Annotated in this window: 24 protein-coding genes; 4 read left to right on the top strand and 20 right to left on the bottom strand. The window is 66.0% G+C overall.

The annotated features are described in order from the left end of the window. Positions 1-23: 23 nt before the first annotated feature. A complete protein-coding gene (locus tag M2375_RS09630) occupies positions 24-2,147 on the top strand; it encodes a TonB-dependent receptor domain-containing protein (protein ID WP_404979300.1) in 2,124 nt (707 codons plus the stop codon). An 87-nt stretch (positions 2,148-2,234) separates the two neighbouring features. Here the strand turns inward: M2375_RS09630 and M2375_RS09625 are convergent, their stop codons facing one another. Both M2375_RS09625 and M2375_RS09620 read right to left on the bottom strand, forming a co-directional pair. Further along, the gene (locus tag M2375_RS09625; RefSeq protein WP_259165524.1) at positions 2,235-3,134 is read right to left on the bottom strand and encodes a 5'-nucleotidase; all 900 of its coding nucleotides are present in this window, start codon (positions 3,132-3,134) and stop codon (positions 2,235-2,237) included. 58 nt (positions 3,135-3,192) lie between these two features. Further along, positions 3,193-3,927, bottom strand: coding sequence for a FadR/GntR family transcriptional regulator (locus M2375_RS09620; protein WP_259165523.1), 735 nt, complete (start codon positions 3,925-3,927; stop codon positions 3,193-3,195). Between the two features lie 184 nt (positions 3,928-4,111). Here M2375_RS09620 and uxuA point away from each other — a divergent pair, with 184 nt between their 5' ends. Then, positions 4,112-5,188: a mannonate dehydratase gene (uxuA, locus tag M2375_RS09615; RefSeq protein ID WP_259165521.1), complete on the top strand. Its 1,077-nt coding sequence runs from the start codon at positions 4,112-4,114 to the stop codon at positions 5,186-5,188. Positions 5,189-5,211: 23 nt separating this feature from the next. Next, on the top strand, positions 5,212-6,228 hold the full coding sequence (locus tag M2375_RS09610; RefSeq protein WP_259165519.1) for a tripartite tricarboxylate transporter substrate binding protein: 1,017 nt from the start codon (positions 5,212-5,214) through the stop codon (positions 6,226-6,228). A gap of 49 nt (positions 6,229-6,277) precedes the next feature. Here the strand turns inward: M2375_RS09610 and gspF are convergent, their stop codons facing one another. The 6 genes from gspF to gcl form a co-directional block, all read right to left on the bottom strand. Next, positions 6,278-7,495: a type II secretion system inner membrane protein GspF gene (gene gspF, locus M2375_RS09605; protein ID WP_259165518.1), complete on the bottom strand. Its 1,218-nt coding sequence runs from the start codon at positions 7,493-7,495 to the stop codon at positions 6,278-6,280. 86 nt (positions 7,496-7,581) lie between these two features. After that, entirely contained in the window at positions 7,582-8,232 is a 651-nt protein-coding gene (locus M2375_RS09600; protein WP_259165517.1) for a glutathione S-transferase family protein, read from the bottom strand. Between the two features lie 80 nt (positions 8,233-8,312). Then, the gene (locus M2375_RS09595; RefSeq protein WP_259165516.1) at positions 8,313-9,011 is read right to left on the bottom strand and encodes a YafY family protein; all 699 of its coding nucleotides are present in this window, start codon (positions 9,009-9,011) and stop codon (positions 8,313-8,315) included. Between the two features lie 38 nt (positions 9,012-9,049). Next, positions 9,050-9,964, bottom strand: coding sequence for a 2-hydroxy-3-oxopropionate reductase (locus M2375_RS09590; protein ID WP_259165514.1), 915 nt, complete (start codon positions 9,962-9,964; stop codon positions 9,050-9,052). A gap of 55 nt (positions 9,965-10,019) precedes the next feature. Continuing rightward, the gene (gene hyi / locus M2375_RS09585) at positions 10,020-10,823 is read right to left on the bottom strand and encodes a hydroxypyruvate isomerase (RefSeq protein ID WP_259165512.1); all 804 of its coding nucleotides are present in this window, start codon (positions 10,821-10,823) and stop codon (positions 10,020-10,022) included. A gap of 28 nt (positions 10,824-10,851) precedes the next feature. Beyond that, the gene (gene gcl / locus M2375_RS09580) at positions 10,852-12,642 is read right to left on the bottom strand and encodes a glyoxylate carboligase (protein ID WP_259165509.1); all 1,791 of its coding nucleotides are present in this window, start codon (positions 12,640-12,642) and stop codon (positions 10,852-10,854) included. 198 nt (positions 12,643-12,840) lie between these two features. Here gcl and M2375_RS09575 point away from each other — a divergent pair, with 198 nt between their 5' ends. After that, entirely contained in the window at positions 12,841-13,758 is a 918-nt protein-coding gene (locus M2375_RS09575) for a LysR family transcriptional regulator (RefSeq protein ID WP_259165508.1), read from the top strand. A 25-nt stretch (positions 13,759-13,783) separates the two neighbouring features. On the opposite strand, the gene M2375_RS09570 is transcribed toward M2375_RS09575, so the two are convergent. The 12 genes from M2375_RS09570 to gspI all read right to left on the bottom strand — a co-directional run bounded on the left by M2375_RS09570 (position 13,784) and on the right by gspI (position 25,846). After that, positions 13,784-15,118 (bottom strand): glycerate kinase, encoded by a 1,335-nt coding sequence (locus M2375_RS09570; RefSeq protein WP_259165507.1) that lies wholly within the window; start codon positions 15,116-15,118, stop codon positions 13,784-13,786. Between the two features lie 102 nt (positions 15,119-15,220). Further along, entirely contained in the window at positions 15,221-15,790 is a 570-nt protein-coding gene (locus M2375_RS09565) for a hypothetical protein (RefSeq protein ID WP_259165506.1), read from the bottom strand. A 94-nt stretch (positions 15,791-15,884) separates the two neighbouring features. Then, on the bottom strand, positions 15,885-16,901 hold the full coding sequence (locus M2375_RS09560) for an LLM class flavin-dependent oxidoreductase (protein WP_259165505.1): 1,017 nt from the start codon (positions 16,899-16,901) through the stop codon (positions 15,885-15,887). A gap of 109 nt (positions 16,902-17,010) precedes the next feature. Beyond that, positions 17,011-17,292: a hypothetical protein gene (locus tag M2375_RS09555; RefSeq protein WP_259165502.1), complete on the bottom strand. Its 282-nt coding sequence runs from the start codon at positions 17,290-17,292 to the stop codon at positions 17,011-17,013. A 71-nt stretch (positions 17,293-17,363) separates the two neighbouring features. Continuing rightward, positions 17,364-18,725 (bottom strand): GspE/PulE family protein, encoded by a 1,362-nt coding sequence (locus M2375_RS09550; protein WP_259165501.1) that lies wholly within the window; start codon positions 18,723-18,725, stop codon positions 17,364-17,366. A 24-nt stretch (positions 18,726-18,749) separates the two neighbouring features. Then, entirely contained in the window at positions 18,750-21,068 is a 2,319-nt protein-coding gene (gene gspD, locus M2375_RS09545; protein ID WP_404979299.1) for a type II secretion system secretin GspD, read from the bottom strand. Between the two features lie 4 nt (positions 21,069-21,072). Then, on the bottom strand, positions 21,073-21,882 hold the full coding sequence (gene gspN / locus M2375_RS09540; protein ID WP_259165499.1) for a type II secretion system protein N: 810 nt from the start codon (positions 21,880-21,882) through the stop codon (positions 21,073-21,075). Positions 21,883-21,895: 13 nt separating this feature from the next. Beyond that, positions 21,896-22,444, bottom strand: a complete 549-nt coding sequence (locus M2375_RS09535; protein WP_259165498.1) for a type II secretion system protein M — start codon at positions 22,442-22,444, stop codon at positions 21,896-21,898. Next, positions 22,441-23,694 carry a type II secretion system protein GspL gene (gene gspL / locus M2375_RS09530; RefSeq protein WP_259165497.1) on the bottom strand — a complete coding sequence of 418 codons (1,254 nt, stop codon included), beginning with the start codon at positions 23,692-23,694 and terminating at the stop codon, positions 22,441-22,443. Before gspL ends, M2375_RS09535 begins: the two co-directional genes overlap by 4 nt. An 87-nt stretch (positions 23,695-23,781) precedes the next feature. Further along, complete coding sequence (gene gspK, locus M2375_RS09525) at positions 23,782-24,774, bottom strand: type II secretion system minor pseudopilin GspK (RefSeq protein WP_259165496.1); 993 nt, start codon at positions 24,772-24,774, stop codon at positions 23,782-23,784. Further along, on the bottom strand, positions 24,771-25,478 hold the full coding sequence (locus M2375_RS09520; RefSeq protein WP_259165495.1) for a prepilin-type N-terminal cleavage/methylation domain-containing protein: 708 nt from the start codon (positions 25,476-25,478) through the stop codon (positions 24,771-24,773). Before M2375_RS09520 ends, gspK begins: the two co-directional genes overlap by 4 nt. Continuing rightward, positions 25,478-25,846: a type II secretion system minor pseudopilin GspI gene (gene gspI / locus M2375_RS09515; protein ID WP_259165493.1), complete on the bottom strand. Its 369-nt coding sequence runs from the start codon at positions 25,844-25,846 to the stop codon at positions 25,478-25,480. Before gspI ends, M2375_RS09520 begins: the two co-directional genes overlap by 1 nt. Positions 25,847-25,866: the final 20 nt, after the last annotated feature.

The following is a 25,866-nucleotide window of genomic DNA, read 5'->3' as shown; positions in this document are numbered from 1 at the left end:
ATGGGCTTTTCGAGGGGTAGACCATGGGTTTCCATGCACAACAGGCGCAGCCGCTGCTGGCGCGCACCGCAATTTTCAAGCCGCAGGCCCGCAACCTGCGCCCGGTGGCCGCCGCTGTGGCCGGCCTGCTGCTCAGCAGCGCGGCAATGGCCCAGAACGCCGAGGGTGCAGCCCCGGCCACGGCCACCACCTTGCCCGAGGTGACGGTATCGGCCAGCGGCACCAACCGCACGGTCGACGACATGACCACCCCCGTGACCGTGCTGCAGGGCGACGAACTGGTTCAAAAACGTGGCGCCAGCCTGGGTGAGACCCTGGCCAATGAGCCCGGCATCCAGGCCACGCACTTTGGTGCAGGTGCGAGCCGGCCGGTGATCCGGGGCATGGATGGCGCGCGGGTCAAGGTGCTGAACGACGGTGCGGTGATCCAGGACGCATCGACCATCAGCCCCGACCATGCGGTGGTGAGCGAGCCCATGCTGGCCACCCAGATCGAGGTGCTGCGCGGCCCCTCGGCACTGATTTATGGTGCCGGTGCGATTGGCGGCGTGGTCAATGTGCTGGACAACAAGATCCCCACCAAGGTGCCCGAGAAGGGCTATGAAGGCCAGGTCGAGGTGCGTGCCGGCACGGGCGCCAACGATGCCGCGACCGCGCTGTCGTTGACGGCGGGCTCGGGCCCCTTTGCCTTGCATGTAGAGGGCATGGCCCGCAATGCCGATGACTACCGCGTGGGCAGCGGCTGGGGCCTGGGCAACAAGGTGGAAGGCAGCCGCGCGCGCAATGCCGGCGGCAGCATTGGCCTGTCCTGGATCGGTGACAGCGGCTATGTGGGCCTGGCCTACACCCGCACCCAGGCGCGCTATGGCCTGCCCGGCCACAACCACAGCTTTGAGGGCTGCCACACCCATGGTCTGCACCTGCACTGCGGCGGCCATGACGGCCACGACCATGGAGACGACGACCATGACCACGACCATGAGGAAGAGGGCGTGCCGGTGGTGGACATGCACAGCGAGCGCTATGACCTGCGCTCCGAATGGCGCAAGCCGTTTGCCGGCGTCTCAGCCATCCGCCTGCGCGGGGGTGTGACGCGCTACCACCACGACGAGATCGAGGGCGGCGAGATTTCCACCAGCTTCAAGAACCGCGCGCATGACCTGCGTGTGGATGTGCTGCATGAGCCCATCGCCGGTTGGACCGGTGTGCTGGGTTTTGAGGCTGCGCAGCGCCGCTTTAGCGCCACCGGTGAGGAAGCCTATGTGCAGCCGACCCGCACGCAAAGCCAGGGCGTCTACCTGCTCGAAGAGCGCCGCTTTGGCGACTTTGGCGTCGAGGCCGCACTGCGCCACGACTGGCAAAGCGTGTATGCCAACGACGACGGCCTGGTGCGCAAGCACAAGGGCAATTCGCTGTCGCTGGGCGGCAGCTGGCGCTTTATGCCGGGCTACCGCTTGAGCGCCCATGTCACCTCGGCCAGCCGCCTGCCCACGGCCGAAGAGCTGTATGCGCGCGGCCTGCACATGGCCACCTCCACCTACGAGCTGGGCAACCCCGATCTGCGCAAGGAGCGCTCCAGCAATATCGACATTGGGCTGGCACGCACGGCGGGCGACACGACCTTCTCGGTCAATGTCTACCGCAACCGGGTGAACAACTACATCTACGGTCGCACCGTCGATGAGCACGACGGCCTGCAGCTGCTGCAGTATGCGCAGCAGACTGCCACCTTCACCGGTCTGGAAGGCCAGATCCAGCACCGCATCGATGCGAACTGGACGGTGGGCGCCACCGGTGACCTGGTGCATGCCAAGCTGGAAGACGGCAGCAAGATCCCGCGCCTGGCCCCTGCCCGTGTGGGCTTGCGCGTGGCTGGCAAATGGGCCAACTGGCGCAGCGAGGCGCAGTGGCAGCTGGTCAAGCGCCAGAACAAGGTGGCCGACTATGAAAGCGAGACCCCCGGCTACGGCATGCTGAACTGGCGCGTCAGCTACCACCAGACCTCCAGCGACGGCACGCCTTGGCAGATCTACCTGAAGCTGGACAACCTGACCAATAAGCTGGCCTATGTGCACACCTCGTTCATCAAGAACGCGGCGCCGCTGCAGGGGCGTGCGGTTTCTCTGGGCTTTATCAAGCAGTTCTAAGCATCTGAAAACCCAGGCCTGAACGCCAAAGCCGCTGCCTCCTTCAGGAGCCAGCGGCTTTTTTGCGTCTGGGTTTGGCGGAGGCGATCAGAGGTTGGAGATACCGCTGCTCACATGGCCGGCGGGCACATGGGCCGCCGCGCTGGTGGCGTGACCGGTCTGGTCGTCAAAGAAGAAGTCGGGCTCGAACTCGCGCAGAAATTCGCCCTTGGCCAGGCCACCCAGGAACATGGTTTCATCGACGCCGATGTTCCAGTCCATCAGGGTGCGGATGGCGCGCTCATGGGCCGGGGCACTGCGGGCGGTGACCAGGGCGGTGCGGATGCGCATCTGGCTTTGCGTATCTTGCTGCAGCCGGTGCAGCGCGGCCAGCAGTGGCTTGAAGGGGCCATCGGGCAGGGGGCGGGCGGCATGCTCGATCTCATGGCGCTGGAACGCGTCCAGCCCCTGGGCCTGGAAGACGCGCTCGGCCTCGTCCGAGAACAGCACGGCATCGCCGTCAAAGGCAATGCGCACTTCGTCGGGGTTGCTGTCCTGCGCCTGGGCCGATTCGGTCAGCACGCGCGCGGCCGGAAAGCCCAGCTGCAGCGCCTGCTGCACATCGGTGGCATTGGCAGACAGGAAAAGATGGGCGCCCAGCGGCTTGAGGTAGCGGAAGGGGTCGCGCCCCTGGGTGAACACGCCCCGCTGGATCGAATCGAGCCCATGGGCCTTGCAGCTGCGGAACACCCGCATGCCGCTGACCGGGTCATTGCGCGACAGCAGCACCACCTCGACCTTCTGCGCCGTGCCGCTGTTGAAGGCCAGCAGCTTGCGCACCAGCGAGAACGCCACGCCGGGCGGTGCGGGCGTCTCCAGCCGCTGCAGCTGCAGCTGGGCATAGGCCTGGTCCTTGTCCTGCTCGAAAACCCGGTTTTCTTCTTCAAAGTTGAACAGCGCCCGCGAGGAGATCGCGACCACCAGCTTGTTTTCGAGAGTGGCAGCCATGGCCGTCCTTGTTGCTGAACTGAGGGCCAATATAGCGCAGTGGCAGCGCTGTTCTTGCTTAATACCAGGCCTGGGAGAACTGCGAGATGACGCGCCCCAAATGCTGCTGCATCGCCTGGCGGGCTTGCGCGGGCTGGCGCTCGGCAATCGCGGCAAAGATGGCCTGGTGGTCCTTGAGGCTGGCCTCGCGCAGCTGCTCGGAGTGGAAATGCTGTTCGATCTTGTCCCAGCGCGGGTCCTGGCGGGCGTTGTCCCACATGGCTTGCACCATGTGCTGCAGCACGCGGTTGCCGGTGGCCTCGGCAATGGCGAGGTGAAAACGCCGGTCGGCGGCGTCATAGGCGTCCTTGTCACCGAGCTGCTGGCGCATGGTGGCCAGTGCGTCGAGCATGCGGTCCAGGTCGGCATCGCGGCGCTCGCTGGCAGCGGCTGCGGCTATCTCGGCCTCCACCAGCACGCGGGCGCGCAGGGTCTCCAGCGGGCCGGGGCCCGTGGGCAGATCAAAGGCGGGCAGGCGGCTGGGGCCGTTGGGACTATGGGGCTGCAGGTAGATGCCCGAGCCCAGGCGCACCTCGACAAGGCCTTGCACCTCCAGCGCAATGATGGCTTCGCGCACGGCAGTGCGGCTGACGCCAAACATGTCGGCCAGGCTGCGCTCCGAGGGCAGGCGCTGGTCGGCGGCTGCGCTGTCGGTGGCAGTCTCTTCAAGGATTTTTCTGGCGAGGTCCTGGTAGGACCTGACACCGGTGGTGCGGCTGTCGTCGTCAGCCGTAGGGACCAGCTTGTTGGGCATCTTGCGCGTATTCCGTTGGTAGGCCGATCCGCCAAAACCGGAGGGCCAGCAGCAGTGTAAGCCGCGCACTGGCCAAACCACCGCAAATACCGGACATAGTGGTAAACCATCAATCAAAATGGTCTGGCCAGTTTGTAGAATTGGTCTAACCAGATTTTTGATTGCAGCAAGAGGTTCAAAGAACATGAAGATGTCGTTTCGTTGGTTTGGCAGCGCGGACCCGGTGTCCTTGGCCTATATCCGCCAGATCCCCGGGGTCACGCATATCGTCTCGGCGATCTATGACGAGCCGGTGGGGGCCGTCTGGCCGCTGGCCAAGATCGAGGCGCTCAAGCAGCAGATCGAGGACGCTGGCCTGACGTTTGAGCTGGTGGAGTCGGTGCCGGTGCATGAGGACATCAAACTGGGCCGTGACAGCCGCGACCAGCTGATTGCCAACTACCAGCAAACCTTGCGCCACCTGGCTGCCGCCGGTGTGCAGGTGGTCTGCTACAACTTCATGCCGGTGTTTGACTGGACCCGCACCGAGCTGGCCAAGCAGCTGCCCGATGGCTCCACCTGCCTGGCCTTTGACAGCCGCATGGCCGACAGCATCGATGCGGAAAAAGGCATCTCGCTGCCGGGCTGGGACAGCAGCTACCGCCGCGATGAGCTGCAAGACCTGCTGCAGGCCTACCGCCAGGTGGATGCCGAGCAGCTGTGGCAGAACCTGGCCTATTTTCTGCAGGCCGTCATCCCGGTGGCCGAGGAATGCGGCATCAAGATGGCCATCCATCCCGATGACCCGCCGCGCCCCATCTTTGGCCTGCCACGCATCGTCAAGAACCGTGATGACCTGGCCCGCATCGTCGACCTGATCGACAGCCCCGCCAATGGCCTGACTCTGTGCTCGGGCTCGCTGGGTGCCGGCCCGCAGAACAATGTGGAGGCACTGGTGCGCGAGTTTGGCGGCCGGGGCCGCATCCACTTTGCGCATATCCGCAATGTGAAGGTATCGCCCGAGGGAGATTTCGAAGAAACCGCTCACCTCTCGACCTGTGGCTCGCTCGATATCGCGGCCATCGTCAAGGCCTACCACGATGTGGGCTTTGAAGGCTATGTGCGCCCGGACCACGGCCGCATGATCTGGGGCGAAACCGGCAAGCCCGGCTATGGCCTCTATGACCGGGCGCTGGGCGCTGTCTATATCAATGGCCTGTGGGAAGCGGTGGACAAGTTCTCGCCCGCGCAGGAAGACATGGCAGCGCCTGCTGCACTCTGATTTCAAACCAAGGAGACATAACAATGACGACCAAGACAACACAGCACGCGATGCTGCGCCGCAAACTGACCCTGGGCCTGGCGCTGGGGGCCAGCCTGCTGGGCGCGAGTGCGCCATCGCTGGCGCAAACCGCCTACCCGACCAAGCCGGTGACCTTGATGGTGGGCTTTCCCCCAGGTGGTCAGACCGATTTTGCCGCCCGTGTGCTCAGCAACAGCCTGGCGGCCAACCTGGGCCAGGGCGTGGTGATCGAGAACAAGGCCGGGGTCAATGGCAACCTGGGCTCGGCGGACATCATGCGCTCGGCCCCAGACGGCTACCGCATGCTGGTGGGCAATGGCTCGATGACGGTGACCCCGCATGTGTTCCCGACCCTGGGCATTGTGGACCCGACCAAGTTTGTGCCCGTGGGCATCTTGCTGCAGTCGCCGCTGGTGCTGGTGGTGCCCGCCTCGTCGCCGGTGAAGGACTTTGCGCAGTTCTCGGCCCTGGTCAAGGAGCGCGCCAAGGCCGGCAAGGGCGTGGACTATGGCACGCCCGGTGCCGGATCGCTGGTGCATGTGACCACCGAGCTGATGCGCGAGCGCCTGGGTAGCCCGGCGATGAACCATGTGCCCTACAAGGGCAGCGGCCCTGCCGTGATCGACCTGATGGCCGGCCGCATCGAAGCCATGTTTGATGCCACTTCGGTGTTTGATCCCTATATCAAGTCCGGCAAGGTGCGCCCCATCCTGGTGACCAGCAGCAGCCGCGTGGCGTCGCTGCCCGATGTGCCGACCCCTGCCGAAGTGGGGCTGAAGGACTTCGAGATCATCTCCTTTATCGGCATGTATGGCCCGCCCGGCACCCGCCCGGAGGTGGTGCAAAAGCTCAACGCCGCCATCAACACGGTGCTCAAAGAGCCTGCTGTTATCCGCAGCTTTCAGGAACGCGGCGACCAGCCTGGCGGCGGCACGCCCCAGCAGCTGGAGGCGATGACGCGCGCGCAGTACAAGCTCTGGGGCGATGTGGTCAAGGCCAACAAGATCCACGCGGAGTGAAACTTGGCCCCGCTAGCCTGGCCGGGCCAAGCGGGGTCAGACTGGTTGTTTAACGCACAAACTGGTTGAGCTGGATGATGGGCATCAGCACGGCCATCACGATGATGCCGACGACGATGCCCATGCCGACGATCAGCAGCGGCTCCAGGATGGTGGCCAGGCGCATCGCGCGGCGCTTCACATCGCCGGCGAGCTGGTTGGCCACGCGCTGCAGCATCTGCGGCAGCTCGCCGGTCTGCTCGCCCAGGCGGGCAAACATCGACAGCAGCGCGGGGAAGCGCTTTTTTTGCGCCAGGGCCGATGCGAGCGGGGCGCCCTCGCGCACCTGGTCCAGCGCATCGATGGCATCTTGGCGCATGGCCTGGTTGGAGACGGTCTCGGCCGCGGCCTGCAGCGCCTTCAAGATGGGCACGCCTGCATTGCTGAGCATGGCCAAGGTGGAGGCAAAGCGGGCGGCGTTGTAGTTGCGCGAGAGCTTGCCAACAACCGGCAGCTGCAGCCAGCCCGCATCAAAGCGCTGGCGAAACGCCGGCTGGCGCAGCGACAGGCGCAGCATCACCGTGCCCACAAAGGCCAGGCCGGCACCCAACCACCACCAGTGGCGGATCAGGTCGCTGAAACCCAGCATCACGCGGGTCAGCAGCGGCAGCGCATGCTTGGTGCCCGAGAACACCTCGGCCACCTGGGGCACCACATAGCTCATCAGCACCATCACCACGACAAAGGCAAAGCAGGTGACGATGGCCGGGTAGAGCGAGGCACCGATGAGGCTGTTCTTGAGCTGGTCGCGCTCTTCCAAATCATCGGCCAGCCGCGACAGCACCTGGTCGAGGTGGCCGCTGTGCTCGCCCGCATCGATCACCGCGCGGTAGATCTGCGAAAAATCACGGGGGTAGAGGGCCAGCGACTTGGCAAAGGTGGAGCCGCCATTGACCTCGGCGCGCAGGCTGGCCACCAGCTGGCGCTGGGGCTCGCTGTCGATCTCTTCCATCAGCGCCGTCAGCGCACGCTCCAGCGGCAGGCCCGAGCTGATGAGGCCGGCGAGCTGGCGCGTCCATACTGCCAGGCTGGTGGCATTGAAGACTGCGCGCCGGCTGCGCACCATGCTGGCGCCGCTGTCGTCGACGTCGCCCAGCGGCTCGACCGCCAAGGGCACCATGGCCTGGGCACGCAGCAGGCTGCGCGCCGCCTTGGCGCTGTCGGCTTCGATCATGCCCTTGCGGGTCTGGCCCTGGGCGTCTAGAACTTCGTACGAAAAAGCGGGCATGGGCAGGTGGATAAAACAAGGTGGCTCGACGGCCACCCGGGGCTATTGTGCCCCATCCACGTGGCACGCTGATGGCACAGCTCCGATCAGGCTGCCGCAGCGCCGGGCATCTCGACGGGGCCATCGAGCGTGTTGGCGCGCTGGGCGGCCGGGCGTTGCAGCAGCGGCAGTGCGTAGTCCTGGAATTCGGGCAGCGAGGGCAGGCTGCCTTCCTGCATGCTCCAGCCGATATAGCTGGCCAGGTACAGGTCAGCGGCCGTGAAGTGGTCGCCACAGGCATAGCGCTTGCCGGTCACCGCCAGCTGCAGGCTGCGCAGCACATCGTCAAAGCGGCCATAGCCTGCCGACAGCGCCTGGCGTTCGGTCTGGTTCTGCAGCCAGCCTTCGGCCTTGGCGGTAGACACTGCCTCCACCGGCCCTGCTACCAGGAACAGCCAGCGGTAGTAGCTGCCGCGCTCGGCGCTGCCCAGCGCCGGTGCCAGCTTTTTCTCGGGGTAAAGATCGGCCAGGTAGGCCAGGATCGCCCCCGTCTCGGTCACCATCGTCTGGCCATGCTGCAGTGCCGGCACCTTGCCCATGGGGTTCAGCGCCAGGTAGTCGGGCGACTTCATCGAGCCGCCAAACTCCAGCCGCACCGGTTCATAGACGGCATCGCACTCTTCGAGCATCCAGCGCACCATGCGGGCGCGGGACTGGGGGTGGTAGAAAAAGCGCAGCGGGGCGTTGTGGGAGGTCATGTCATCTTCCTGTTCAGGGCTTGGCAAAGTCGCCATGCCTTGCAGGTTAGACAGAGGGGCTGACAGAAACTGTCAGCAGCCTACGACCAGCCACTCAAGCTGAAGCCTGTCTCCGCCAGCCAACGCTGGATCAGGCTGTGGCGGCTTTGCGGGTAGCGCTCCTGCAGCTCCTGCATCGCATGCACCCGGTCGGCGCGAAAGTGGCGAAAGCCCTGGCGCAGCTCACACCAGGCGGACACGACCCGGCTGCGGTCGAAATAGGCCATCGCAAAGGGCCAGACCAGGCGCTCGGTCAGGCGGCCGTGCTGGTCCTGATAGTGCAGTACCACCTTGTGCTCGGCGCGGATGGCACGGCGCAGCGCCGTCTGCCAGGGCTCGGTCGGGGTGGCGGGCTGCATGTCGGGGACCATCAGGCCGCTGGTGTCCACCGCAATACGCAGCTCCAGCGGCAAGGCGCTGCGGATACGGTCCATCGCGGCGCTGGCGGCACTGGCCAGCTGCGGGTCGGCCTGCAGGCTGGCCCAGCGCGCGCCCAGCAGCAGGGCTTCCAGCTCATCGGCATTGAACATCAACGGTGGCAGCAAAAAGCCGGGCCGCATCTCAAAACCAATACCCGGATCGCCCTCGATGGCCGCGCCTTGCTCGCGCAGGCTGGCAATGTCGCGGTAGACGGTGCGCAGACTCACCTTCAGGGTCTGGGCCAGCGCCGGGCCGGTTTGTGGCTGGCGCGCGCGGCGCAGCAGATCGAGCAGTTGGAGCAGGCGGGCAGGGCGGGACATCGCGCAAGCATAGCCGGTCTGCCCGGCCTGCAACAGGCTTAAGCGGGGGCTTGTTGCCCGATCTCGAAATTCGCCTGGATCTCCAGCGCACGCACCAGGCCGGAGTGGTCCCAGCCCGCACCGCCATGGGCCACGCAGCTGTTGAACAGCTCCTGCGTCTGGGCGGTGTTGGGCAGGGACACGCCGAGTTGGCGCGCACTGGACAGCGCCAAGCTCAGGTCTTTTTGGTGCAGCGCGATGCGGAATCCCGGCTCAAAAGTTCGCTTGATCATGCGTTCGGCATGCACTTCCAGAATTTTGGACGACGCAAAGCCGCCCAGCAGCGCTTGGCGCACCCGCGCCGGATCGGCCCCTGCGCGCGAGGCAAACAGCAGGGCCTCGGCCACCGCCTCGATGTTCAGCGCCACGATGATCTGGTTGGCAACCTTGGCAGTCTGGCCATCGCCATTGCCCCCTACCAGGGTGATGTTCTTGCCCAGCGTCTCGAACAGCGGCCTGACCCGCTCAAACGCCGCCTCCGGCCCGCCCACCATGATGGACAGGCTGGCGTTCTTGGCACCCACTTCGCCGCCCGATACCGGCGCATCCAGGTACTGGGCACCCAGCGCATTGATGCGTTTGGCAAAGTCCTTGGTAGCGACCGGCGAGATGGACGACATATCCACCACGATCTTGCCGCTGCTGCCCTTGAGGCCGGCTGCCAGCCCGTCGGGCGCAAACAGCACGGTCTCGACATCGGGTGTGTCGGGCACCATCACAAAAATAATGTCGGCCCGCTCGGCCACGCCGCGCACTGATGTGCACTGGGTGGCGCTGCTCTCGGCGATATGGGCTGGCAGCTTGCCGCGGGTATTGACGAAGAGCTGGTGGCCGGCGGCGATCAGGTGGCTGCACATGGGCGCGCCCATGATGCCCAGGCCAATGAATCCCAGTTTGAGGGGCGTTGCATGCATGAAGAGATCTCCTTGGTTTTCTGAATGAGCGATGTTTGTGCGTGCCGTGCGCGGATCAAGCGGTGGCTGCAGCCCTTTTCTGGCCCGCCACGGTCTCGATCCAGTGCAGCCCGGATGCCGTGTCCTTGGCCGGCTTGTATTCGCAGCCCACCCAGCCGCTGTAGCCAATGCGGTCCAGGTGCGCGAACAGAAAGGGGTAGTTGATTTCGCCCGATCCTGGCTCGTGGCGGCCCGGGTTGTCGGCCAGCTGCACGTGGCCGATGCGGGCCAGGTGCTTTTGCAAGGTGGCGGCCAGCTCGCCTTCCGTGCGCTGGGCATGGTAGATGTCGTACTGCACAAAGGCATTGGCGGCGTCCACTTCATCCAATATGTCCAGCGCCTGGTCTGTTCGGTTCAGGTAGAAGCCGGGAATGTCGAAGGCATTGATGGGCTCGATCAGCAGGCGCAGCTTGGCCATCTTGAGCGCCGCTGCGGCAAAGCGCAGGTTGTCCACCAAGGTGCGGCGCAGGGTGGCGGCATCCACGCCAGCGGGCGCCTTGCCCACCAGGCAGTTGAGCTGGGGCACGCCCAGCGCGTGGGCATAGGTCACCGCCTGGGCCACGCCAGCGCGGAACTCGTCCACCCGGCTGGGGTCGCAGGCGATGCCGCGCTCGCCCGCATCCCAGTCGCCCGCAGGCAGGTTGTGCAACACGATCTGCAGGCCGGTGGCATCAAGCTGCTGCTGGATGTCTTCGACCGGGTAGGCATAAGGAAACAGAAACTCCACGGCCTCAAAGCCGGCTTGGGCGGCGCGCTCAAAGCGATCGAGAAACGGCACTTCGGTAAACAGCATGCTGAGGTTGGCAGCAAAACGGGGCATGGTGTATCTCCAATAAAAAAGGGAACGATCAATCCAGCAGCGCAAGGGCGCTGGGGGCATCGGCCTTGTCGGCCGCCAGGCTTTCAAACTCGACGACGTTGTCGATCTCGGTGCCCATGGCGATATTGGTCACTCGCTCCAGAATGCATTCGATGACGACAGGTGTGCGGTGCTCGGCCATCCAGGCCTCGGCTTGCTGCATTGCGGGGGCGAATTCTTCGGGGCGGTGCACACGGATGGCCTTGCAGCCCAGGCCTTCGACGACCTTGACATGGTCCACGCCATAGCCGCGTGCGGCCTCGCCCTCGGCCATGTTGATGTTGTCGAACGCGAGTTGCACGCAGTAATCGATGCTGAAGTTGCGCTGCGCCTGGCGGATGAGGCCCAGGTAGCTGTTGTTGACCAGCACATGGATGTAGGGCAGCTTGAACTGCGCGCCCACGGCCAGCTCCTCGATCATGAACTGGAAGTCGTAGTCGCCCGACAGGGCCACGATCTTGCGCTGGGGATCGGCCACGCGCACGCCCAGCGCGGCGGGTGTCGTCCAACCCAGGGGGCCGGCCTGGCCGCAGTTGATCCAGTTGCGGGGCTTGTAGACGTGGAGGAACTGGGCCCCTGCAATCTGCGACAGGCCGATGGTGGAGACATAGGTGGTGTCGCGGTCCAGCGAACGGTTCATGCACTGGTAGATGCGCTGGGGCTTCATCGGCACGTCATCGAAATTGGTCTTGCGCAGGTAGTCGATGCTGTTCTTGCGGCCCTGGCAGTCGGCCACCCAGGCGCTGCGGTCCTTGAGCTGGCCGGCGGCCTTCCATTCCTGGGCCACGGCCAGGAACTGCTGCAGCGCGGCCTTGGCATCCGAGACGATGCCGAAGTCGGGTGCAAACACGCGGCCAATCTGCGTGGGTTCGATGTCGACATGGATGAACTTGCGGCCCTGGGTGTAGACATCGATGGAGCCGGTATGGCGGTTGGCCCAGCGGTTGCCGATGCCAAATACAAAGTCCGAGGCCAGCATGCTGGCGTTGCCGTAGCGGTGGCTGGTCTGCAGGCCACACATGCCGGCCATCAGCGGGTGGTCGTCGGGGATGCTGCCCCAGCCCATCAAGGTGGGGATCACCGGCACATTCAAGGTTTCTGCCAGCTCGACGAGCAGGCCGGCAGCATCGGCATTGATGACCCCGCCACCGCAGACGATCAAGGGGCGCTCGGAGGCGTTGAGCATCGCGATGGCCTTCTCGGCCTGCTTGCGCGTGGCGGCGGGCTTGTAGGCGGGCAGGGGCTCGTAGGTGTCGATGTCGAACTCGATCTCGGCCAGCTGCACATCGATGGGCAGGTCGATCAGCACCGGGCCGGGGCGGCCTGAGCGCATCAGGTGGAAGGCCTGCTGGAAGGCGCCGGGCACCTGGGCGGGCTCCAGCACGGTGGTGGCCCATTTGGTCACGGTCTTGGCGATGGAGGCAATGTCCACGGCCTGAAAGTCTTCCTTGTGCAGCCGGGCGCGCGGCGCCTGGCCGGTGATGCACAGAATCGGTATCGAATCGGCGCTGGCCGAGTACAGGCCGGTGATCATGTCGGTGCCGGCCGGCCCGCTGGTGCCTATGCACACCCCTATATTGCCGGCCACGGCGCGGGTATAACCCTCGGCCATGTGGCTGGCGCCTTCGACATGGCGGGCCAGGATATGGCCGATGCCGCCGTGCGCCTGCATCGCTGCGTACAGCGGATTGATGGCGGCGCCGGGCACGCCGAACGCCACGCTCACACCTTCTTTTTCCAGCACGCGGACTGCGGCTTCGATCGCTTTCATTTTGGCCATGGGGTCTCCTTTACAGTTGGAATTCACTGTAGGGAAGACAAGCCCTTGCTGGAAGGCGCAGGCAGACCATAAAATTTATTCCGCCCAGGAATGGATAAATGTGTTCTGCTTAGATCGCCGCGCCCTGCGTATCGTCGATTCAGAATTGCCTGAGGCATTGCGCGCAATCCATGCACGACATTTCCAGGAGACAAAACCATGGACCGACTCGATGCCATGCACATGTTTGTGCGCGTGGTGGAAACGGGCAGCTTCACCAAGGTGGCGCAGGAGTTCTCGACCACCCAGCCCACGGTGACCAAGCAGGTGGCGGCGATGGAGGCGCGGCTCAAAGTGCGGCTGCTTAACCGCAATACGCGTGGCGTGAGCCTGACCGAGCCGGGTGCGCTGTACTACGAAAAATGCAAGTGCATCGTCAGCGATGTGGCCGATGCGGACAAGGTCGTGCAGGTGCGGCAAACGCAGGTGCAAGGCCAGCTGCGCATTGGCAGCTCGGTGGCGTTTGGGCGGCGCGTGCTGATTCCGCTGGCCATGGAGTTCATGAAGCACAACCCGCAGGTGCAGGTGGACCTGAGCTTTGAGGACCGCTACACCGACCTGGTGGCCCAGGGCATTGATGTGGCGCTGCGCCTGGGCAAACTGGCCGATTCATCGCTGGGCGCACGCATGCTGGGCGTCAATCCCTGGGTGCTGGTGGCATCACCCGCCTACCTGCGCAAGCAGGGCACCCCCCGCAGGCCGTCTGATCTGAAAGAGCATTCCGCGCTGATCTACAGCAGCGTGCAGGGCAACGATGTCTGGCGGCTGCGCAACGCCAGTGGCGAGTCGGTGTCGGTGCCCGTGACGGGGCGGCTGCGTTCCAACAACCTGTCGGCCTTGCTGGCCGCTGCGCGTTCGCACATGGGCGTGGCCGCACTGCCGCGCTATGTGGCGCATGAATCGCTCAAGGCGGGCCGCGTGGTCGAGGTGCTCAAGACCTGCCGTCTGCCCGAGCAGGAGATCCATGCGGTCTACCCCTCGCCGCGCTTGGTGCCGCAAAAGGTGCAGTCCTTTATTGCGTTTTTGCAAGGCAGCTTTGACACCGCTTGGTGGGAGAGTCTGCACCAAGGGGGATAGGGGCGGCCGGGGCAGGCAGCCAACATCACAGCACCAGGATGGCGCGGAAATCGTTGACGTTGGTGTGCGTGGGCCCGGTGACCACCAGGTCCTCCAGCGCCCCGAAAAACCCATAGGCATCGTTGCGGTCCAGGTGCTCGCTCAGCCTCAGATGCTGGTTGGCCGCGCGTTGCAGGGTGTCGGGTGCCACGCGGGCGCCGGCATTGTCTTCCACACCATCGATACCATCGGTATCGGCCGCCAGCGCCCAGACATTGCCCTGGCCCTGCAAGGCCTGCGCCAGGCCCATGCAGAACTCGCCGGCGCGGCCGCCACGCCCCTTGGCGGCACCTGGCTGGCGTGGGCGGATGGTAACGGTCGTCTCGCCGCCCGAGAGGATGACGCAGGGCTTGGCAAACGGCGCGCCATGGCGGGCAACGGCACGCGCCAGCGCGGCATGCACCTTGCCGACGTCACGCGACTCGCCCTCGATCTCATCCGACAGCACATAGGCGGCGATACCGGCCGCGCGTGCGGCCGCGGCTGCGGCGTCCAGCGACTGCTGGGGCGTGGCGATCAGGTGAACTTCATGGCCGGCAAAGCGCGGGTCGCCGGGCTTGGGCGTCTCCAGCCGGCCGTCTTCCAGCGCGGCGCGCACGCTGTCCGGCACGCTGATCTGGTAACGGTTCAGCACGGCCAGCGCATCGGCACAGGTCGATGCATCAGGCACCGTGGGGCCGCTGGCGATGACCGAGGGATCGTCGCCAGGCACATCGCTGATGGTCAGGGTCACCACCTGGGCCGGGTGGCAGGCAGCGGCCAGGCGGCCGCCCTTGATGCGCGAGAGGTGCTTGCGCACGCAGTTCATCTCGCCGATGGCGGCGCCGCTCTCTAGCAGGGCCTGGTTGATGCGCTGCTTTTCCTGCAGGTCCATGCCTTCGGCGGGCAAGGTCAGCAGGGCCGATCCGCCGCCGGAGATGAGGCAGAGCACCAGATCGTCGGCCGTCAACCCTTCGGTCAGCGCCAATATACGTTCGGCAGCGGCCAGGCAAGCGGCATCGGGCACGGGGTGCGCGGCCTCCACCACCTCCAGGCGCTGGGCCAGCCCTTGGGGGCGCGGCGGAATATGGTCGTAACGCGTAACGACCAGGCCTGATAGCGGCGCGTCCTGTGGCCACAAGGCTTCGAGCGCCTGGGCCATGGAGCCGCCGGCCTTGCCAGCGCCCAGCACCACCGTTCGCCCTTTGGGCGGCTTGGGCAGGTACTGCGCCAGGCTGTGCAGCGGCTGCGCGCGCAGCACGGCGCTGCGGTACAGGTCCAGAAGAAACTGCTGGGGATCGCGCCGGGGATCGGCCAGCGCTGCTTGGGGTGTGTTGCTCATGCTGTGGTGTCTCCGCTGGCCATTATCAAAGCAGCCTGCAGGCGCAGGCGGAATAGGCGTTATTCCGGCAAACGCCTGTACACACGGGTAGTGGCGCTTTGGCTAACCCGGTGGGGTGCGGTTGCCCCAGTCGGTGTAGAACACCCCGCCGCCATCCTTGCGGATATAGACATAGGCCGGGCCGGCATGGGTGTCGCCATGGGCATGGGCCTTGTCGGGAATGCGCCAGTAGTAGACGGTGCCATCCAACTCGGCAAACTGGCCCATGTACTGCAGGTCATCGGCGCGTACCGGGTCGGTGCTGCCCAGCGATTGGCCCAGCTCCATGCGGATATAGCGAGGAACCGCGCGCTCTTGCGCATCGCTGAGACCGGTGCTGCCCAGCCAGGCAGCGCTCTCTTGCACGTCGGCCTCGACCTGCAGCTGCTCTTGCTTGGTGCGGTACTCGCGGCGGAACTCGGGCGTTTGCATGTGCGCGGCCAAGGCCGGGTCTTCGCTGCGGGCGCTGGGCTGGGGCTGCGCGGCAGACGTAGGCGGGGCCACAGCCGGCGCGGCCTCCTGGGCCTGGGGCGTGGGTGGGGGGGGATCGTCGGGGGGCTGCTGCATGCAGCCGGCCAGCAAGCTGCAGGCCGTCAGTGCCGCTGGCAGGGTGGTTCTATAGGGGACAGACATGGCGCAAGCATAGCCTGGGTGGGATGGGATCGGCGTCGCTTTTGCTGAAAAAAGGGCGCCGATCCGGGGGAAAGGCGCTGGTTAGCGCCTGTGTTTAGGCTGCGTAGCCTGCCCGCAAGGCTTGGGTTGCAATATCGAGCGAGCGCAGGCGCAGGTCGCCATCATAGATATCGCAGACCAGCATCAGCTCATCAGCGCCGGTGTGCTGGGCCAGCACCTTCAGGCGCTGCTGCACACGCTCTGGGCCGCCGATGGAGGCCACCGCCAAAAAGCCTTCAATCGCCTGGCGCTCGGCCATGTTCAGGCCTTCCATAAAGCCTTCGACCGGTGGCGGCAGCAGGCCGCGCTTGCCCGTCACAATGCCCAGCACGCGCTGGTAGGTGCTGCTGGCGAGGAACTCGGCCTCGCTGTCGGTAGGCGCTGCGATCACTGGCGCGCCGACGATCACATAGGGCTTGTCCAAGCTGGCCGAGGGTTTGAACAGGTCGCGGTACAGCTGCACCGCTTGCTGCAGCATGCGCGGCGCAAAGTGCGAGGCAAAGGCGTAGGGCAGGCCCAGGTGCGCGGCCAGCTGGGCTGAGAACAGGCTCGACCCCAGCAACCACAGCGGCACATTGGTGCCAGCGCCTGGCGTGGCCACCAGTTTTTGCCCGGGCTGGGCGGGGGCCAGCAGGCGCTGCAGCTCCAGCACATCGCGGGGAAAGTCTTCTTCCGTCTCCACCCGGTCGCGGCGCAGTGCCCGCATCGTCATGCCATCGGTGCCCGGCGCGCGGCCCAGGCCCAGGTCAATACGGCCCGGGTACAGCTCGGCCAAGGTGCCAAAGGCCTCGGCCACCACCAGGGGTGCGTGGTTGGGCAGCATGATGCCGCCCGAGCCCACGCGGATGTGCTGCGTGGCACCGGCCACATGGCCAATCAACACGGCGGTGGACGAGCTGGCAATGCCCGGCATATTGTGGTGTTCGGCCATCCAGTAGCGCGTAAAGCCGAGCGACTCGACATGCTGCGCGGTACGCACGGCCAGTTGCAAAGCCTGGGCAACGGTGCCGCCTTCGCGCACAGCCACCAGGTCCAACATCGAAAGCGCGGGGGGTGTTTTTGTCTCAGTCATGCGGACATTCTTGCCTAGGCAAATATCCTTTGCTGACTGTGGTTATGGCGGGCAGAGGGCGGCCAGCGCCCTGTTTTTGCCGATGAACCGGGGCCGTATAAACAGGTTCTCAGCGCCGCCGAATCTCCCGCGCGCAGCTGATCCCCACCAGAATGCCCCAGAGCAGCACCAGCAGCGCAGTGGCCAGGTAGTGCTCGCCTTGCTGCATCGCAAACCAGGAGATACCCAGCGCCATCAGGCCGGCGATGCGCATCAGCCTGCGCAGCAGCGCGGTGGGCATGCGCGGCTGAAAGTGGCGCAGCACCGCCAGGCTGGCGATGGCCAAGACGGTGAGCCAGAGAAACAACATGCCGCCATAGGGCGCGACGAGGGTATTGAGCGATTCCAACATGGGGCGATTGTGTCAAATCGCCAATACCCGTTGGCGCGGGCGGCGCCACCAGGGTATTCGGCGAATTACTGTCAATCGCGGGTGACGCGCACCACTTCTTCGGCGCTGGTGATGCCTTCGCGCACCAGGCGCTCGCCGTCTTCGCGCATCAGCTGCATGCCGGCGGCCATGGCCTGCTTGCGGATGTCGGCCTCGGGCGCCTGGGCGTGGATTTGCGCGCGGATGGCCTCGTCCACCACCAGCAGCTCAAAGATGCCGGTACGGCCTCGGTAACCGCTGGGGTCGCTGTCGTCGATGCGGCGCACCAGGCGCTGGGCCAGCACGCCCAGGAGCGACGAGGACAGCAGGAAGGGCTCGACGCCCATGTCGGTCAGGCGGGTGATGGCGCTGGTCGCATCGTTGGTGTGCAGGGTGGCGAGGACCAAGTGACCGGTGAGGGAAGCCTGGATGGCGATCTGCGCGGTTTCGAAGTCGCGGATTTCACCAATCATGATGATGTCCGGGTCCTGGCGCAGGATGGCGCGCAGCGCTTTGGCAAAGGTCAGGTCGATCTTGGGGTTGACCTGGGTCTGGCCGATGCCCGAGAGCTCGTACTCGATCGGGTCTTCCACCGTCATGATGTTGCCCTGGCTGGCATCGAGCCCGCTCAGCGCCGCATACAAGGTGGTGGTTTTGCCCGAGCCGGTGGGGCCGGTCACCAGCACGATGCCGTGTGGCTGGGCCACCAGTTTCTCAAAGCGCCGCAGGGTCTCGCCCTGCATGCCGACCGAGCCCAGGCTGAGCTTGGATTCGCTCTTGTCGAGCAGACGCAGCACGGCGCGTTCGCCATGGGCGCTGGGCAGGGTGGAGACGCGCACATCGATGGCGCGGGTGCCCAGGCGCAGGCTGATGCGGCCGTCTTGGGGCAGGCGCTTTTCCGAGATATCCAGGTCGGCCATGATCTTGAGGCGCGAGATCAGCGCGGCATGCAAGGCGCGGTGGGGTTGCACCACTTCGCGCAGCGAGCCATCGATGCGAAAGCGCACGCTGGAATGGCGCTCATAGGGCTCGATGTGGATGTCGGAGGCGCCGTCGCGCGCTGCTTGCGTGAGCAAGGCGTTGAGCATGCGGATGATGGGCGCATCGCCTGCCGATTCGAGCAAATCCTCGACGGCGGGGATGTCCTGCATCATGCGCGAGAGATCGGTGCCTTCTTCGACCTCGCTGATCACGGTGGCGGCATTCGATTCGCTGTGCGAGTAGGCGGCGCTGATGCGCTGGGCCAGTTCGGCATCGCCCAACTGGGCCAGGTGCTGCACGGGGTACTTGCGCAGCACCTCGGACAGCGCCGAGCCCTGGGGCTGGGCGCCGTGCCACAGCAGGTGCTGGCCGGCATCTTCTTCGAGCAGCAACTGGCTGCTGCGCGCAAAGGCATAGGGCAGGGGGTGGCGCATGGGATCCTGTCTCTCTGGGCGCTATCAGGGCTCGAAGCGCATGCCTTGCGGCGTCACGGTCAGGGGTCGCGACTCCAGCACCGGGGTTTCGGAGTAGCCCAGTGGCGTACCCGATACCTGCTGGCCCAGCGGCGTGATGATGGACGAGTCGTTGATCGGCACGCGGCTGCTTTGCTCGGGCTGGGCGGCGATCTGTGCGCCGCGCATCAGCTCGTAGCGGTCCATGCTCACCTGCTGGGTGGCAGCGGCATCGCGCATCACCACGGGGCGCAGGAAGACCATCAGGTTGGTCTTTTTGCGCGAGCGCGTATCGCTGCGGAACAGCGCGCCAATGCCGGGGATATCGCCCAGGTAGGGCACTTTCTGCACCGAGCCGGAGTACTGGTCTTGCAGCAGGCCACCGATCACGATGACCGAGCCGTCGTCCACCAGCACGGTCGATTCAATCGAGCGCTTGTTGGTGGTGGGGCCATTGGCATTAGTCGTGGTGCCGTCGAGCACGTTGGAGGTCTCTTGGTAAATGGTCAGCTTGACGGTGCCATTGGCATTGATCTGCGGGCGCACCCGCAAGGTCAGGCCCACATCCTTGCGCTCCACCGTGGTGAAGGGGTTGACGGAGTTGTTGCCGGCGCTGTTGGCGTAGGAGCCGGTGACAAAGGGCACGTTCTGGCCGACCAGGATCTGCGCTTCCTGGTTGTCCAGGGTCAGCAGGTTGGGGGTGGCAAGCACATTGCCGTCGGCATTGGACTGCAGCAGGTTGGCCAGCGCGCCCAGCACGTATTCGCCGTTGTGCTTGAAGGCCAGGCCTGCATTCATGCCGGCGCTGGGCAGGGTGCTGTAGGTGCCGTTGGCAATGCCAGCGGCCAGGTTGAACAGGTTGGCCCCGCCCACGGTGAAGTTGTTGCCGATGACGCCGACGACGTTGTTGCCCTGGCCCAGCAGGCTTTGCCACTGCACGCCAAACTGCGCGGCTTTCTCGGCGCTGACTTCGACAATCAGGCTCTCGACCAGCACTTGCGCGCGGCGGCTGTCGAGCTGGTCGATGACGGCGCGGATCTGGCGGTACAGCGGCTCAGGCGCGGTGATGATCAGCGAGTTGGTGGCCGTGTCGGCCTGGATGATGCCGCCGGTGGCACTGCCGCTGTCGCCGGAACTGCCCAGCGAGGTGCCGGTACCCAGGCGCGTACCCGAGCCCAGGCCGCCTGCACTGGCACTGCTGCCCGAGCCGCTGCCCAGGGTGCCGCTGGTGCTGCCGCCCAGCGAGGTGGAGCCGCTGCGGGTGTTACTGGAGAGCCCACCGCTGCTGCCGCCGCTGGACAAATTGGTGGCGGGGCTGGCGCTGTTACTGTCCTGGCCAGCCAAGGCCGCGCGCAAGGTGGTCGCCAGCGCGGTGGCATCGGCATTGCGCAGGTAGACCACATGGATGTTGCCCGAGGCGTTGGCGCCTCGGCTGGGGCTGTCGAGCTTGCCGATCAGCATCTTGGCCTGCGACAGGCGTGCCGGGTTGGCCGCGCGCAGCAAGATGCTGTTGGTGCGCGGGTCGGCCAGCACCGAGGTGCGGTAGGCATTGTCGGACTGCGCTGTGGCTGCTGCGCCAGCGGTGGCCGTGCCGCTGCTGGCAATGGTCTGGCCGCCTTCCAACAAGCGTTGCAGCAGGGGCACGATATCGGTAGCAACGGCATGCTGCAGCCCCACCACTTCCACATCGCTGGCGTTGGAGACATCCATCGACGCGATGATGCGCGAGAGGCGCTGCAGGTTGTCGGCGTAGTCGGTGATGACCAGGGAGTTGTTGCCCGGGTTCACATTGATGGTGTTGTTGGGGCTGATCAGCGGGCGCAGCACCGGCACCAGGTTGTTGGCGCTCTCGAAGTTGAGCTTGAAGATCTGGGTGACGATCTGGCCGCCACCGGCGACCTGGCCACCCGCGCCGCCCTGGGTGATGCGCACCGTGCCGCCCTGGAGCTTGGCATCGGCCTCGGGCACCACCTTGTACAGGCCGGCGGCCTCGACCACCGTGTAGTTCTGCAGCCGCAGCGCGGCCAGAAACTGCTCAAACGCAGCCTGGGGCGAGACGGGCCGGTCGGTCACCAGGTTCATCGTGCCCTTGATGCGCGGATCGACCACCACGCTCTTGCCGGTGATGGTGGCCATGGTGCGCGCGATGGACTCGATGTCGGCATTGGCAAAGTTCAAGGTCACCGGCTCGCCGGGGCGAATACTGGCCGTGCCGGTGTTGATGGCGGTCTGCGCAAGCGCCGCGCCATTGCCGCCCATTAAAAGGACGCTCGCCGCGATGGAGTGCAGCGCAAATCGATAAATGGGAGAGTGGTAATGCATCATATGTTCAGCCAACCGAGAGCAGCACGCGGCTTCCGCTGCGCTGCCCGATCATAGTCAATAGATTTGCGAGAGCGGCCTCACGCCCTTCGGCGGCCCAGGCTTCTCCCTGAAAACGCAGGCGCTGGCCCACCCATTGGCCCTGGCCTTTGAGCTGGAGCGCGCCATCCAAGGTGGACAGTTGCAGGCCGGTGCTGTCACCGCCTTGCAGTTGCAGCCGGTAGCTGCCCAGCGGCTGGATGGTGGACAGGCGCGAGGTCACCGCCATCACATCCAGGTCAGCGCCGCCCTGGACTTGCAGCCGCCCGGCATTGACTGCCAGCGACAGATCACGGGTTTTGAGCAGCAGCTGGCCCTGGGGCTGGATGGTGTTCCAGGGCGTGCCCAGGCCGGTCAGCAAGGAGGCCGGCCAGCGGCTCTCATGCGTGGCCAGTTGTACGCTGGCACCGCCCCAATGGGGCTGGATGCGGATGGGCATCGGCGTGGCCATGCAGCAGCTGGCATTCCAGCGCATATTGAGGCCGCGCAGGCCCGGGCGCAGGGCCCAGTCCACCCGGCCGGGCAGGGCCATCTGGTCGCGGCTGGCCTGGCCGCCGGTAAACACCCATTGGGCCGAGCCGTTCCAGACGGTGCCGCGCGGCTCGCGCAGCTGCAGCTGGCCCTGGCTGGCCCAGGCCAGGCCTTGGGCCAGCCAGTGCGCCGGAGCAAACAGCACCAGCGCCGCCAGGCCGCCGGTGCAGGCGCCCAGCACGGCCCAGCGCCAGGGCGCACGGGCGCCGCTGCTGGCAAGGGGAGAGGTCAAGCGCTGCTGGGCCATCTTGGTTTGCCGCTTACTGTGCAGGCAGCTGCAAAACGATGTTGCCCGACCAGGTCGGGGCGGCAGCAGCTGCTGCGCCCTTGGCGGGTTCATCGCGGGTCAGGCGCAGCTCGGAGGCAATCGCATGCGCATTGGCGCGCACCTGGCCCAGCCAGCGCTGGGTGGATGCGGCCGAGGCGCGGCTCAAGGTAACGGTGACGCGCTCGCCGAGCACGGTCAGCTTGGCGCTGGTGCCCAGCTGCTGGGTGAGCGAGGCTTCAAGCTGCTGGCGCGCCTGGGCGGTGCTGACCTTGGTCGCCGATTGCAGCTGGCGCGCCTCGGCCTGCAAGGCCTGCATGCGGGCGAGTTGTTGGTCAAGCTGGGCGTGCGCGGCGGGCGCGCTGCGCCAGGTTTGCAGCACCGGCGCAATCGCCAGCCACCACAAGAGCGCGATCAGCACCAGGCCAGCGGCCAGGCTGACGCCCCGGCGCTCACGTGCATCCAGCGCGCGCCAGCGTTGGCGCAGCAGGTTGGCTGCGGACGAGGAGGCCGATGCCGAAGGGCGGGAGGTGTTTTTCTTCATGGCTGGGCCTGCGCGCGGATGACCCATTGGTCGTTTTGCATCTGGGCCTGCAAGCCCTGGGCCTGCAGTTTCTGGCTGAAGGCCTCAAAGCCATCGGTGGGCAGGCCGCGCAGGCGCAGCTCGCTGCCGCTGTATTCGACCGTGCTGGGCACCGTGCCGGCGGGCAGGCTGGACAGGGCCTGGCCCGCCGCTGCCAGCAAGGGCTCGGCATCGGTGGGCGAGAGCCCGCCCGAGGCCAGGCGCAGGTTGGCGACTTCGCGGGCCATCTGCACGGGGGCATCGACCACGACCTGCACGTTGGGGAAGGCGGTGGTCAGGCTGCTGCGCACCAGCGCGGCCTTGGCCTGCAGCTGCTGGCGCTCTTGCCAGGCCCAGATATTGGCGCCCACGACGGTCAGCACGACCAGGGCCAGCACGGCCCAGCGCGCCGGGCGCCAGGCGGGGGCATGGAGCACATCATTGAGGCCGCTGCCCAGGCGCCGCTGCAGGCGGTTGCGCCCGCTGTTGGCAAATTCCAGCTGTGCCAGGTCCCAGTCGCTGCGCGCGGCATCGCGCAGAGTCTGGGCGGGGCTGTAAAGCTGCACGGGCCGCTGCAGCCAGTGTTCGGCCGTGCTGGCCACGGCGGGCTCGGCATGGACGATGCTGTCAGGCCCGAGCGCGGGCAGCAGGGCGGCGCTTTCGCGCGAGACGGGCAGCACCAGTACCGCATCGGCGCTGTCCGTGCCATAGACCAGCGCATGCGCCAGTTCGGGGCTGCCGGTGATGAGGATCTGCGCACCGTCGGCTGAAGGCTCGCCCGGGGCATGGCTGGGTACGACGCGGGCCACCGCACGGCCTGCGGCTTCCAGCGCCTGGAGGTGGTCGCGCAGCCACTGGCGCGGGCAGCAGGCGACCCAGATGGGTTCGCCCTGGGCGTTAGCGCGGGTGTCGGGCTGCAACGCAAAGTGCAATTGGGCGGGGTCGTCGAGCAGGCGCTCTTCCAAGAGGCCTTCGAGCACCGCACGCAGCCGGGGCGAGCCCGGGCCTACGCCCTGGGGCAGGGTTACCCGCTGCCAGGACAGCATCGCAGCCGGCACGACGGCCACCACCTCGCCAGTGCGGCCCGGCTGGGGCAGCAGGCCAGCGGTGGTGCTGCCTTGCTGGCTGATGGCCACGCCATCCGGAGACAGGGCATAGCTGTAGCTCCCGGCCGCGCTGGGCGCCGTGTCCGGCCCAGGGGGCAGCGGCAGTGAAATCAGTAAAGTACTCATGGGCGTGTTGTGCGCTGCATTGTAGAGGTCTCGGGTTCACCGATCTGCAATACGTTTGTCATCATGTTCTTGTTCAGGCACAGGCGCCTAGTTGGCGGCGCCGTCTCCCATCAGGCTGGCGGCCAGCGCGGCACCGCGCTCGCGCACCACGGTCGTTACATTCAGGCCCTGGCGGTAGACCAGGGATTTTTCTTGCACCACCAGGTCGTCAAAGCGCAGGCGGGCCCAGACTTCGAAATAAATGGATTTGACATCGAGCAGCGCGTTGGCGCTGGAGAGCGCCGTGTTGCTGGGGAAGCGTTTCTGCAGATCGGCCGTGTCGTCAAAGGCGCGGCTCAGGCGCATCTGCGCTATTTGCTGGGCGGTGGCAAAGTCCAGGCCCTCGACCGCGGCCCAGATGACGGTGGCCGATGCGGTGTTGACATTGACCTTGCTCTCTTGGGGCAGCAAGACTATATAAGGCTCCAACCGGGCCAGCGTGCCGGGGGACAGGCCCCACCAGGCCAGCTCTTTGTAGGTGCGGGGCAGCAGCGGTGCATTGGCGGCCTTGCCCTCGGTGCGCAGCGCGGCCTGCGCTTGCTGGCTGAGCACGGTCAGCTCCGCGCTGGGCAGGCCCAGGCGCTCAAACAGGCGCTGGAACTGGCGCAGCGCCACGGGGTTGATCTGGCCTTTGTCGACCAGGTTGCGGATATTGAGCCGCGCCTGGGCATCGACAATGGCGCCGGACAAAAAGGCCTGGGCGGCATCGATGCTGCTGTCGTCGGCATTGCTCTGGTTGTTAGAGGCCTGCAAAAAAGTGGACAGGCGCGCTTCGGCCAGCGGCACGGACCAGGGCTCGGACAGAGAATCAGGGCCGCCCACGCGCGCATCCTGGCGCAGCACCTGGCGCGAGAAATCCAGCCCGCCCAGCAGCAGCCAGGCGGCCTGCACGCGGGTGCGCTCTGCGCCTTCCACCTCCAGATTGCGCCACTGCTGCCAGACGGCGCTGGCGGCAATCGTGGCCACCAAGGTGACGGTGAGCATGGCCGCCAGCAGCGCCGCGCCGCGCTGGCCTGTACGGGAGTTGCGGAGACGCCTCATGATTTGTTACCCGACACGATGGGATTGACCCAGTCATTGGTGATGACCCCTGAGAGCGCACCGGGTGCGGGCAGCTCCAGGCGCAGGCGGATGCCATCGGGCAGCGCCACCGTGGTGGGGTTGTTGGTATCGGTCTGGGGATTGCTGCCTTGGCTGGACAGGGGATTGCTCCAGCTGTTGCCCCGGAAATACAGCAGCTGCCAGCCGCTGATGGGCATCAGCACGGTCTGCTGCGGGCCGCCATCGGCGTTGGTGTTGGTCAGTGCGCTGTTGGAGACGGCGTGGGCCGCCATATTCCAAGCCTGCTGCCACTGCTGCAGATCACGCACGGGCGCCGACTGCCAGCGCACCCAGTAATCGCGGTTGCCCAGGCTGCGCAGCGCCCAGCTGACCACGCGCAGGCCTTGTTCATTGATGTCGCTGCTGCGGCGGGTGAGGCGCAGCACGCGGCCATCCCAGTCCACCGGGGTGGTGGCGGCGACGCGCTCGATGGCGTTCAGGTCCGTGTTCCACTGCGACAGCGCCGCCTGCACCACCATCACCTCTTCGCTGTAGGCGTGGGCTTGCTGCTGGGCGCGCACCATGCCATCAATGCCGCGCCAGCTGGCAAGGGTCATTACCGCCAGGATGGAGATGGCGATCAGCAGCTCGATCAAGGTAAAGCCCTGGGGGCGCTGCTGGCTAAAACGGGGGGGGCGCGGCATCAGTACCTCCCCACGATGGTGCTGAGGCGCAGCAAGGGCGCGCCGTTGCCAAACACATGGGCATCAATGCGGCGGAAATCCGGGTTGGGCGTGGCAAACACGCCCACGCGCACATCAAACAGGCGGCCCGCCTGCTCGCAGGCCACGCTGGTGTTGCCCAGGCCGGGCAGCTGTTGCGACAGGCGTGCAGCAATCAGCTGGTTCTCGGCACAGATCTGCGCGAGCATCACATCGCTTTGGCGACCTGCTGTCTGCGTCAGCGCGTTCATCGCCTTGCCGCCCGCGAGCAGCGCAATGGCGACGATGGCGAGCGCGACCAGCACCTCGATCAAGGTGAAACCGGAATGGGGGGAGGACTTGCTGGGCACGCGAGGCGGGTGGGGAAAAG

Origin of the sequence: Comamonas sp. BIGb0152, assembly GCF_024809975.1 — a bacterium.
Taxonomy (GTDB): Bacteria; Pseudomonadota; Gammaproteobacteria; order Burkholderiales; family Burkholderiaceae_C; genus Comamonas.
This window is presented reverse-complemented; position numbering and strand designations above follow the sequence as displayed.

Excerpts from the sequence above, each read along its gene's own strand:
- M2375_RS09630 (WP_404979300.1), top strand. The coding sequence starts at position 24 with ATGGGTTTCCATGCACAACAGGCGCAGCCGCTGCTGGCGCGCACCGCA.
- M2375_RS09625 (WP_259165524.1), bottom strand. The coding sequence starts at position 3,134 with ATGGCTGCCACTCTCGAAAACAAGCTGGTGGTCGCGATCTCCTCGCGG.
- M2375_RS09620 (WP_259165523.1), bottom strand. The coding sequence starts at position 3,927 with ATGCCCAACAAGCTGGTCCCTACGGCTGACGACGACAGCCGCACCACC.
- uxuA (WP_259165521.1), top strand. The coding sequence starts at position 4,112 with ATGAAGATGTCGTTTCGTTGGTTTGGCAGCGCGGACCCGGTGTCCTTG.
- M2375_RS09610 (WP_259165519.1), top strand. The coding sequence starts at position 5,212 with ATGACGACCAAGACAACACAGCACGCGATGCTGCGCCGCAAACTGACC.
- gspF (WP_259165518.1), bottom strand. The coding sequence starts at position 7,495 with ATGCCCGCTTTTTCGTACGAAGTTCTAGACGCCCAGGGCCAGACCCGC.
- M2375_RS09600 (WP_259165517.1), bottom strand. The coding sequence starts at position 8,232 with ATGACCTCCCACAACGCCCCGCTGCGCTTTTTCTACCACCCCCAGTCC.
- M2375_RS09595 (WP_259165516.1), bottom strand. The coding sequence starts at position 9,011 with ATGTCCCGCCCTGCCCGCCTGCTCCAACTGCTCGATCTGCTGCGCCGC.
- M2375_RS09590 (WP_259165514.1), bottom strand. The coding sequence starts at position 9,964 with ATGCATGCAACGCCCCTCAAACTGGGATTCATTGGCCTGGGCATCATG.
- hyi (WP_259165512.1), bottom strand. The coding sequence starts at position 10,823 with ATGCCCCGTTTTGCTGCCAACCTCAGCATGCTGTTTACCGAAGTGCCG.
- gcl (WP_259165509.1), bottom strand. The coding sequence starts at position 12,642 with ATGGCCAAAATGAAAGCGATCGAAGCCGCAGTCCGCGTGCTGGAAAAA.
- M2375_RS09575 (WP_259165508.1), top strand. The coding sequence starts at position 12,841 with ATGGACCGACTCGATGCCATGCACATGTTTGTGCGCGTGGTGGAAACG.
- M2375_RS09570 (WP_259165507.1), bottom strand. The coding sequence starts at position 15,118 with ATGAGCAACACACCCCAAGCAGCGCTGGCCGATCCCCGGCGCGATCCC.
- M2375_RS09565 (WP_259165506.1), bottom strand. The coding sequence starts at position 15,790 with ATGTCTGTCCCCTATAGAACCACCCTGCCAGCGGCACTGACGGCCTGC.
- M2375_RS09560 (WP_259165505.1), bottom strand. The coding sequence starts at position 16,901 with ATGACTGAGACAAAAACACCCCCCGCGCTTTCGATGTTGGACCTGGTG.
- M2375_RS09555 (WP_259165502.1), bottom strand. The coding sequence starts at position 17,292 with ATGTTGGAATCGCTCAATACCCTCGTCGCGCCCTATGGCGGCATGTTG.
- M2375_RS09550 (WP_259165501.1), bottom strand. The coding sequence starts at position 18,725 with ATGCGCCACCCCCTGCCCTATGCCTTTGCGCGCAGCAGCCAGTTGCTG.
- gspD (WP_404979299.1), bottom strand. The coding sequence starts at position 21,068 with ATGATGCATTACCACTCTCCCATTTATCGATTTGCGCTGCACTCCATC.
- gspN (WP_259165499.1), bottom strand. The coding sequence starts at position 21,882 with ATGGCCCAGCAGCGCTTGACCTCTCCCCTTGCCAGCAGCGGCGCCCGT.
- M2375_RS09535 (WP_259165498.1), bottom strand. The coding sequence starts at position 22,444 with ATGAAGAAAAACACCTCCCGCCCTTCGGCATCGGCCTCCTCGTCCGCA.
- gspL (WP_259165497.1), bottom strand. The coding sequence starts at position 23,694 with ATGAGTACTTTACTGATTTCACTGCCGCTGCCCCCTGGGCCGGACACG.
- gspK (WP_259165496.1), bottom strand. The coding sequence starts at position 24,774 with ATGAGGCGTCTCCGCAACTCCCGTACAGGCCAGCGCGGCGCGGCGCTG.
- M2375_RS09520 (WP_259165495.1), bottom strand. The coding sequence starts at position 25,478 with ATGCCGCGCCCCCCCCGTTTTAGCCAGCAGCGCCCCCAGGGCTTTACC.